Below are 6,110 nucleotides of genomic sequence, written 5' to 3'. Positions count from 1 at the left end.
CCTGCAGTGCGTCGGCGAATGCTGCGCGATGCGCGGAGACCGCGGCCTCGGCGGCGGCGAGGGCGTCCGCGAAAGCGCCCGCGTCGGGAAACCGGTCCGCGGGATCCTCGGCGAGCGCGCGGGCGACCGCCTTCGAGACCGCCACGGGCACCTCCGGGTTGCGCTCGTGCGCCGGGACCGGGGGCGGGTGCCCCTCCGGGGGCGGCTGGAGCCGGTTTCCGGCGAAGGGCCGCTCCCGCGTGAGCAGCTCATAGCCGATCACACCCAGGCTGAACACGTCCGACGCCGGGGTGATCCCGGCGTCGCCCCGGAGCTGCTCGGGCGAGGCGTAGGCCGGGGACAGGAGCATCCCACCGGCGCGGGTGAGCTGGGTGGCCTCCTCCGCCAGCGTGAAGCGCGCGATCCCGAAGTCCAGCACGCACACCCGCACCCGGGCGCGCGGCTCGCGCCGGGCCAGGAAGACGTTTCCGGGCTTGATGTCCCGGTGCACCACCCCGGCCTGGTGGCCGGCGTTCACGCCCGCGGCGGCGTCCCGGAGGATGCGGAGCGCGGCCCCGACCGGGATGGGGCGGGGGCGCGCCAGGCGGTGCGCGAGGTCCTCCCCGCGCAGCAGCTCCATCACGAAGAAGTCCAGCCCCAGCGCCGGATCGTTCCCGAAGTCGTAGAGGGTGACGACGTTTGGATGGTGCAGGCCGGCGATGGCGCGCGCCTCGCGGCGGAAGCGCTCCTGCACCTCGTGGCGGGTCTCCGGGTTGGTCGCCGAGAAGGTGATGACCTTCACCGCGACGGGGCGCCCCAGCCGCTCGTCCGTGGCGCTGTACACCGCGGCGAAGCCGCCCCGGCCGATCACCTCCTCGATCCGGTAGCGGTCGCAGAGGGTGCGACCGGCGAGCAGCCCTTCGAATCCGGGCATGGACGTCCGCTGCTGGGGCCGGGTGCCGGCGTCGGGCCGCCGCGTGAACGCTCCGGAACTTTGCAAGATGTGATCCGGTGGGGCCCTTCGTCTTGCCCGCGCGGGCGCCGCGCCCGACCTTTGGGTGCCCGCAGCGTCCCTCCGCCACCATCCACCCCGCCGCGCATGGCACGATCCACCGACGCACTGGTCCTCGGCGGCGGGGTGATCGGCCTGTCGGCTGCGGTCCGGCTGCAGGAGGCGGGGCGGCGGGTGCGGCTCTGGGCGGCGGAGGCGCCGGAGGACACCGTCTCCGCGGTGGCGGGGGCGTTCTGGTACCCGTACCGGGCCTATCCGGCGGAGCGGGTGGACGCCTGGGGGCGGCGCACCTTCGGCGTGCTGGCGGAGCTGGCGACCGTGCCGGATGCGGGGGTGCGGATGCTCCCCGCGCTGGAGCTGTGGCGCCGCCCCGTGGCGGATCCCTCCTGGCGCGGCGCGGTCCCGGACTTCCGCCACGCCCGCCCGGACGAGCTCCCGCCCGGGTTCGCCCAGGGGTGGGCCTTCACCGTCCCCACCGCGGACATGCCGGCGTACCTGCGCTGGCTGGCGGCGCGCTTCCACGCGGCCGGCGGCGTGACCGAGCGGCGGCGGGTGGGCTCGCTGGCGGAGGCGCGGGCGGCGTGCCCGGTGGTGCTCAACTGCACCGGGCTGGGTGCGCGGGAGGTCGCCGGCGACGCGGCGACCTTCCCCATCCGCGGGCAGGTGGTGCGGGTGGAGAACCCCGGCCTCCGGCGGATCCTGCTGGACGAGGAGCACCCGGAGGGGCTCACCTACGTGATCCCCCGCAGCGAGCGGGAGTGCGTCCTGGGCGGCACCGCGGACGAGGGCGCGTGGGACGCCACCCCCGACCCGCGCGTGGCGGAGCGCATCCTCCGGCTCTGCGCCGAGCTGGAGCCGCGCCTGGCGGGGGCGCGGATCCTGGAGCACCGGGTGGGGCTGCGGCCGGGGCGGCCCGCGGTGCGGCTGGAGACGGAGGCGTTCCCGGACGGCACCCGCGTGGTGCACTGCTACGGGCACGGCGGGTCCGGGCTGACGCTGTCGTGGGGGTGCGCCGAGGAGGCCGCGGCGCTGGCGGGGTGAGCGTCCGGCCGCGCTACCTCCTGCCCAGCGACATGGAGCGGCGGGCGCGGCGGTCCGCCCCGGCCCGGCGCTCGGACGCGCCGTCCCAGGGCCCCGAGATCCACCGGACGCTCCCGGCAATGCGGTCGATGCGCGCGATCTCGTCCAGCCGCCGCTGCAGCTGGTCGTGCGTCAGGGCCGGCGCGTCCGCGTAGCCCGGGTGCTCGTGCTCCATCAGCCGGTCGAGCGCGTGGTCGTCGCCGTCCTCCAGCGCCTGCAGCCACTCGTTGAGGAAGATCAGGATCCTGCACTCCTCCAGGGCCCGGTCGATCAGCTCCCGCGGGGAGAGCCCGGACGCGGCGGACACGAAGGAGAAGTCGTAGTGCGGGCCCAGGACCTTGCGGAACACCCACGCCGCCCGGGAGAGGTGGAAGTCCGAGGTGACCACGCGGATGGAGGTCCACCCGCCGGGCCGCAGGAGGCGCTCCCGGGTGAAGTACGCGTTCCCCAGGGTGTCCCGGGACTCCTCCTCCAGCAGCAGGGCCTCCTCCGGGACCCCCAGCTCCCGGGCGTACGCGGCCATTGCCGCGGCCTCGGTGACCGCCGGCTCGGGGGCGGTGAGCCCGCAGCGGCCGGACATGACCATCCGCGGGGCGATCCCGCCGTGGAAGAGCTGCGCCGCGCGCTCCACCCGCGTGCGAGACAGCACCGGCAGCGAGCCGTCCGGGCCGACGCCCCCGCTGAGCACCACGATGGCGTCCGCGGGAGGGGAGGGCTCCACGGGGTGGTGAGGGGTCACAGGGCCTCCAGCTCGGCGGCGAGCTTGCGGGCGACGCTCGTCCAGTCGTAGCGCTCCCGGGCCACGCGGCGCAGCGCCTCCTTGTGGCGCTCGCCCATCTCCAGCGCCGCGGGAACGTGGCGGACGATGTCGGCCACGGTGTGCTCCGGGTCCGGGGAAAGCTTCATGGCCTCGGCGCCACCGGGCGGGAGGGCCTCGGCCACGGAGTCGATGCTCGCGCGCATCCCGCCGAAGTAGGTGCCCAGGGGGAAGGCGCCGGAGGCGAGCGCCTCCAGGAACACCAGCGGCCCCGCCTCCTTCACCACCGAGGGGAAGACCGCGGCGTCGCAGCAGGGGAAGAGGTAGCGCAGCTCGCGGTGGGTGAGGTACCCGGTGAACACCACCCGGTCGGGGCGCACCCGCTCCCGCGCCGCCGCGTAGTACGCGTCCAGCTCCCCGCGCGCCCGGAGCGCGTCCAGGAACCGCGCCGCCTGGGTCAGCTCCGTGCCGCCGCCCTCCCCCTCGGGCGCCCCCTCCAGGCTCCTCCCCTCCGCGACGATCCGCTCCACCAGGGCGCGCTCCCCGTGCTCCAGCGCCCAGAGCAGCGCCTCCAGCGGCTCGCGAAGCGGCCCGTGCCCCACCACCAGCAGCCGCAGGTCGGGGCACCGGTCCAGGAGCAGCGGGAGGGCGGCCAGCACCCCGTGGATCCCCTTGGTGGAGATCAGCCGCCCCACGAACAGCAGCGTGGGGTCGCTCTCCCATCGCACCGCCTGCAGCTTGGCCTCCACGTCGGCGTCGGGAGCCTTGTTGTCGTAGTCCTGCGCCGCCCGGAAGGCGCCCCGCAGCTCGTCCGCGTCCATCCCCCCGTGCAGGCGGGAGAGCATCGCCTCCGTCTGCGCGGGGGTCCGGCCGCGGGGCACGCCCTCGAGCGTTTCGCCCATGCGCTCGATGCTGGCGCGCCGCCCGTTGCGGGTCACCGGCTCGAACCGGGCGGTGTCCACCCCCAGGTGGAGGTCGGAGAACTTCTCCTCCAGCCCGGGGACGTCGGGGAGGATGGAGCGGACGCGCCCGCGCATCTCCTCCCCGTGCACGAACACCCGGCCGGCGGCGGCGAAGGCCTCCGTCGCCAGCCGGTGGAAGCGCGGGTCCCGCCGGATGGCGAACTCCAGGGCGCTCCCGTGGGGCATCACCGCGAAGGGGATTCCGGTGGCTTCGCTCACCCGCTGCGCCACCACGGACATCAGCACGCCGTGGTTGGCGTGCAGGGCGGTGACGCCGTTCTCCGCCACCACCCGCAGCAGGGCGCGGACGTTCCGGTCCAGGTACTCCTCGATCTCGGGATCGGTGAGCTCCACCATGGGCACCACCCGCGGGAATTCCTCGTAGCGGTCCCACACGTAGACGGGGAGGGTGTCGCCCAGCACCGGCTTGTGCAGGATGCAGCACCCGGCGGCGGAGCGCTCCCCGCGGTAGAAGGTCTCCACGGAGCCGTCCGTTCCGTAGCGGCGGGCCTGGGTGACGAAGGGGTAGCGCTCGGGGTGGTTCTCCTGCGCCATCAGGTGGACGGTCTCCCCCTGGCGGCAGAGGGACTCCACGATGGCGCGGGTCCACAGGTTGCTCCCGGAGCCCTCCAGCAGGTATCCGTGCAGGATGCAGATCATGGGACCTCGCGAGGATTGGCGTGAGCGCTCGCGCCTCGCAAGGTTGCGGCCAGCGGGCCCGGGGCGGGCTCAGCGCATCTGCAGCGCGAGCCGGCGGTGGCCCTCCAGGATGCGCGCGGTGGCGGCGGGATCGGGCTCCACCGAGTCCGCCGCCTCGTACGTGCCGCCCAGGAGGATGCCGTCCCGCCGCGGGAACATGTAGAGGTCGCCGGCGATGTACATGTGCTCCACCTCCGGCTGGGGGACCAGGAAGGCGAGCTGCCCCTTCACCGGCTTCAGCTCCCGGTCGCCGAAGAGCGCGCGGGCGCCCAGGCCGGTGCAGTTGAGCACCACCGGCTCCGGGAGCGCGAGCACCGCGGCCAGGTCGGGGAAGTCGCGGACCACCACCTCGCCCCCGGCCAGGCGGAAGTCCTCCAGCAGGGCCCGCAGGTAGGGATCGGGCTCGATCATCATGGTGTGGGCGTGCCACGCCCCCGGCTGCGGGAACGGGTGCTCGCGGGGCTCCAGGCGTTCCGCGTTGTACAGCTCGGGGGTGAGCCTCCAGGTCCAGGGCACCCCGGCGCCCACCCGGGGGTTGAGCATGTACAGCGGGAGCCAGCGCACCCCGTACCGCTCGCCCACGAGGGTCTGGAAGCGGCGGTGGGCGATGCGCGCGGCGCGCGCCAGCACCGGGGCGAAGGGGCCCTCGCGCTGGTCCCAGTCCGCCACGCCCACCGGCGACCAGAGCGCGCCCGCCACGTTGGAGGTGGTGTTCGGGGGGAGGTCGCGCGCATACAGGGTGACCGTGAAGCCGTGGTCCTGGAGAAGGCGCGCCGTGGCCAGCCCCACCGCGCCGCACCCCAGCACCGCGGCCCGCCGGTGCGGCTGGGCCAGGGCGTGCTCCAGCGCCAGCCAGGCGCTCCCCCAGGAGAGCGTCACCCCGGCGCCGCCGTGGCCGTAGTTGTGGATCACCAGCGTCTCGCCCATCCGCTCCGGCCCCACGCGGAAGCCCGACGGACGATACGGCCGCAGCCCCGCCACCGTGCGGATCAGCCGGTGCTCCGAGACGTGCACGCGCGCGAGCCGGGCCCTCGCGGGCGGGAAGGGGTGGGCCCGCACCGCCCGCCCGGGCGCGCAGCCCGGGAGCGCCAGCCCGGCCACGATCGCCGCGGCGTGCCGCAGCGCGGTCCTGCGATCCATTGCCTGCATCCATCCTCGATCGGTCCAGCAGCGGAGGCGCCGTGCCCGGGGCGCCGGCCGGGAAACGCACGGTCCGCGAGATCCGTTCCGCTACTCCTCCGCGGCGAGGGCGTCCACCTCCTCCTTGAGCTCCGCGGCCATCTCCTCCAGCGCGGACACCGGGGCGGTGGGGACCCACCCGGCCGGGGCCGGCTTGAGCACGCCGGAGAACTCCGGCACGTCCGAGAACCCCTCGTCCTCCACCAGCGCGGAGGCCCCGGCGAGGAGGAGGATCGCCCCGCCGGTCGCGAGCCCCGCCCGCCAGCGGCGGCGCGGCGGCAGCGCCGAAGCGAGCCCCAGGTGCCCGGCCACCACGGCCGCCGCCAGCCCGGTCCAGACGAGGAGCGACACCGGGGCCGACACCGGGTTGTCCGGGAAGAGGAACGCCCCCCAGGCGTCCGCCACCCCGTGCGTCATGCCGGCCAGCACCGCCGCCGAGGCC

The 6,110-nt window shown here is 75.5% G+C and carries 6 protein-coding genes; 1 reads left to right on the top strand and 5 read right to left on the bottom strand.

The annotated features are described in order from the left end of the window. A partial coding sequence (locus VGR37_22215; GenBank protein ID HEV2150129.1) for a serine/threonine-protein kinase occupies nucleotides 1-913 on the bottom strand: 913 nt, incomplete at its 3' end. A 165-nt stretch (nucleotides 914-1,078) separates the two neighbouring features. Here VGR37_22215 and VGR37_22210 point away from each other — a divergent pair. After that, on the top strand, nucleotides 1,079-2,032 hold the full coding sequence (locus VGR37_22210; protein ID HEV2150128.1) for an FAD-dependent oxidoreductase: 954 nt from the start codon (nucleotides 1,079-1,081) through the stop codon (nucleotides 2,030-2,032). A gap of 13 nt (nucleotides 2,033-2,045) precedes the next feature. Here VGR37_22210 and VGR37_22205 read toward each other — a convergent pair whose 3' ends face one another. From VGR37_22205 to VGR37_22190, 4 genes are all read right to left on the bottom strand, one after another. Continuing rightward, nucleotides 2,046-2,810, bottom strand: a complete 765-nt coding sequence (locus VGR37_22205; GenBank protein ID HEV2150127.1) for a YdcF family protein — start codon at nucleotides 2,808-2,810, stop codon at nucleotides 2,046-2,048. Continuing rightward, on the bottom strand, nucleotides 2,807-4,450 hold the full coding sequence (locus VGR37_22200) for a glycosyltransferase (protein ID HEV2150126.1): 1,644 nt from the start codon (nucleotides 4,448-4,450) through the stop codon (nucleotides 2,807-2,809). Before VGR37_22200 ends, VGR37_22205 begins: the two co-directional genes overlap by 4 nt. Nucleotides 4,451-4,519: 69 nt before the next feature. Continuing rightward, on the bottom strand, nucleotides 4,520-5,629 hold the full coding sequence (locus VGR37_22195) for an FAD-dependent oxidoreductase (GenBank protein HEV2150125.1): 1,110 nt from the start codon (nucleotides 5,627-5,629) through the stop codon (nucleotides 4,520-4,522). 90 nt (nucleotides 5,630-5,719) lie between these two features. Then, nucleotides 5,720-6,110: hypothetical protein (locus VGR37_22190; protein HEV2150124.1), on the bottom strand; the 391-nt coding region annotated here is incomplete at its 5' end.

The organism is Longimicrobiaceae bacterium, from assembly GCA_035936415.1.
Taxonomy (GTDB): Bacteria; Gemmatimonadota; Gemmatimonadetes; order Longimicrobiales; family Longimicrobiaceae; genus JAFAYN01.
Note: the sequence above shows the minus strand (reverse complement) of the source record. Positions and strands in the feature narration are given on the sequence as shown.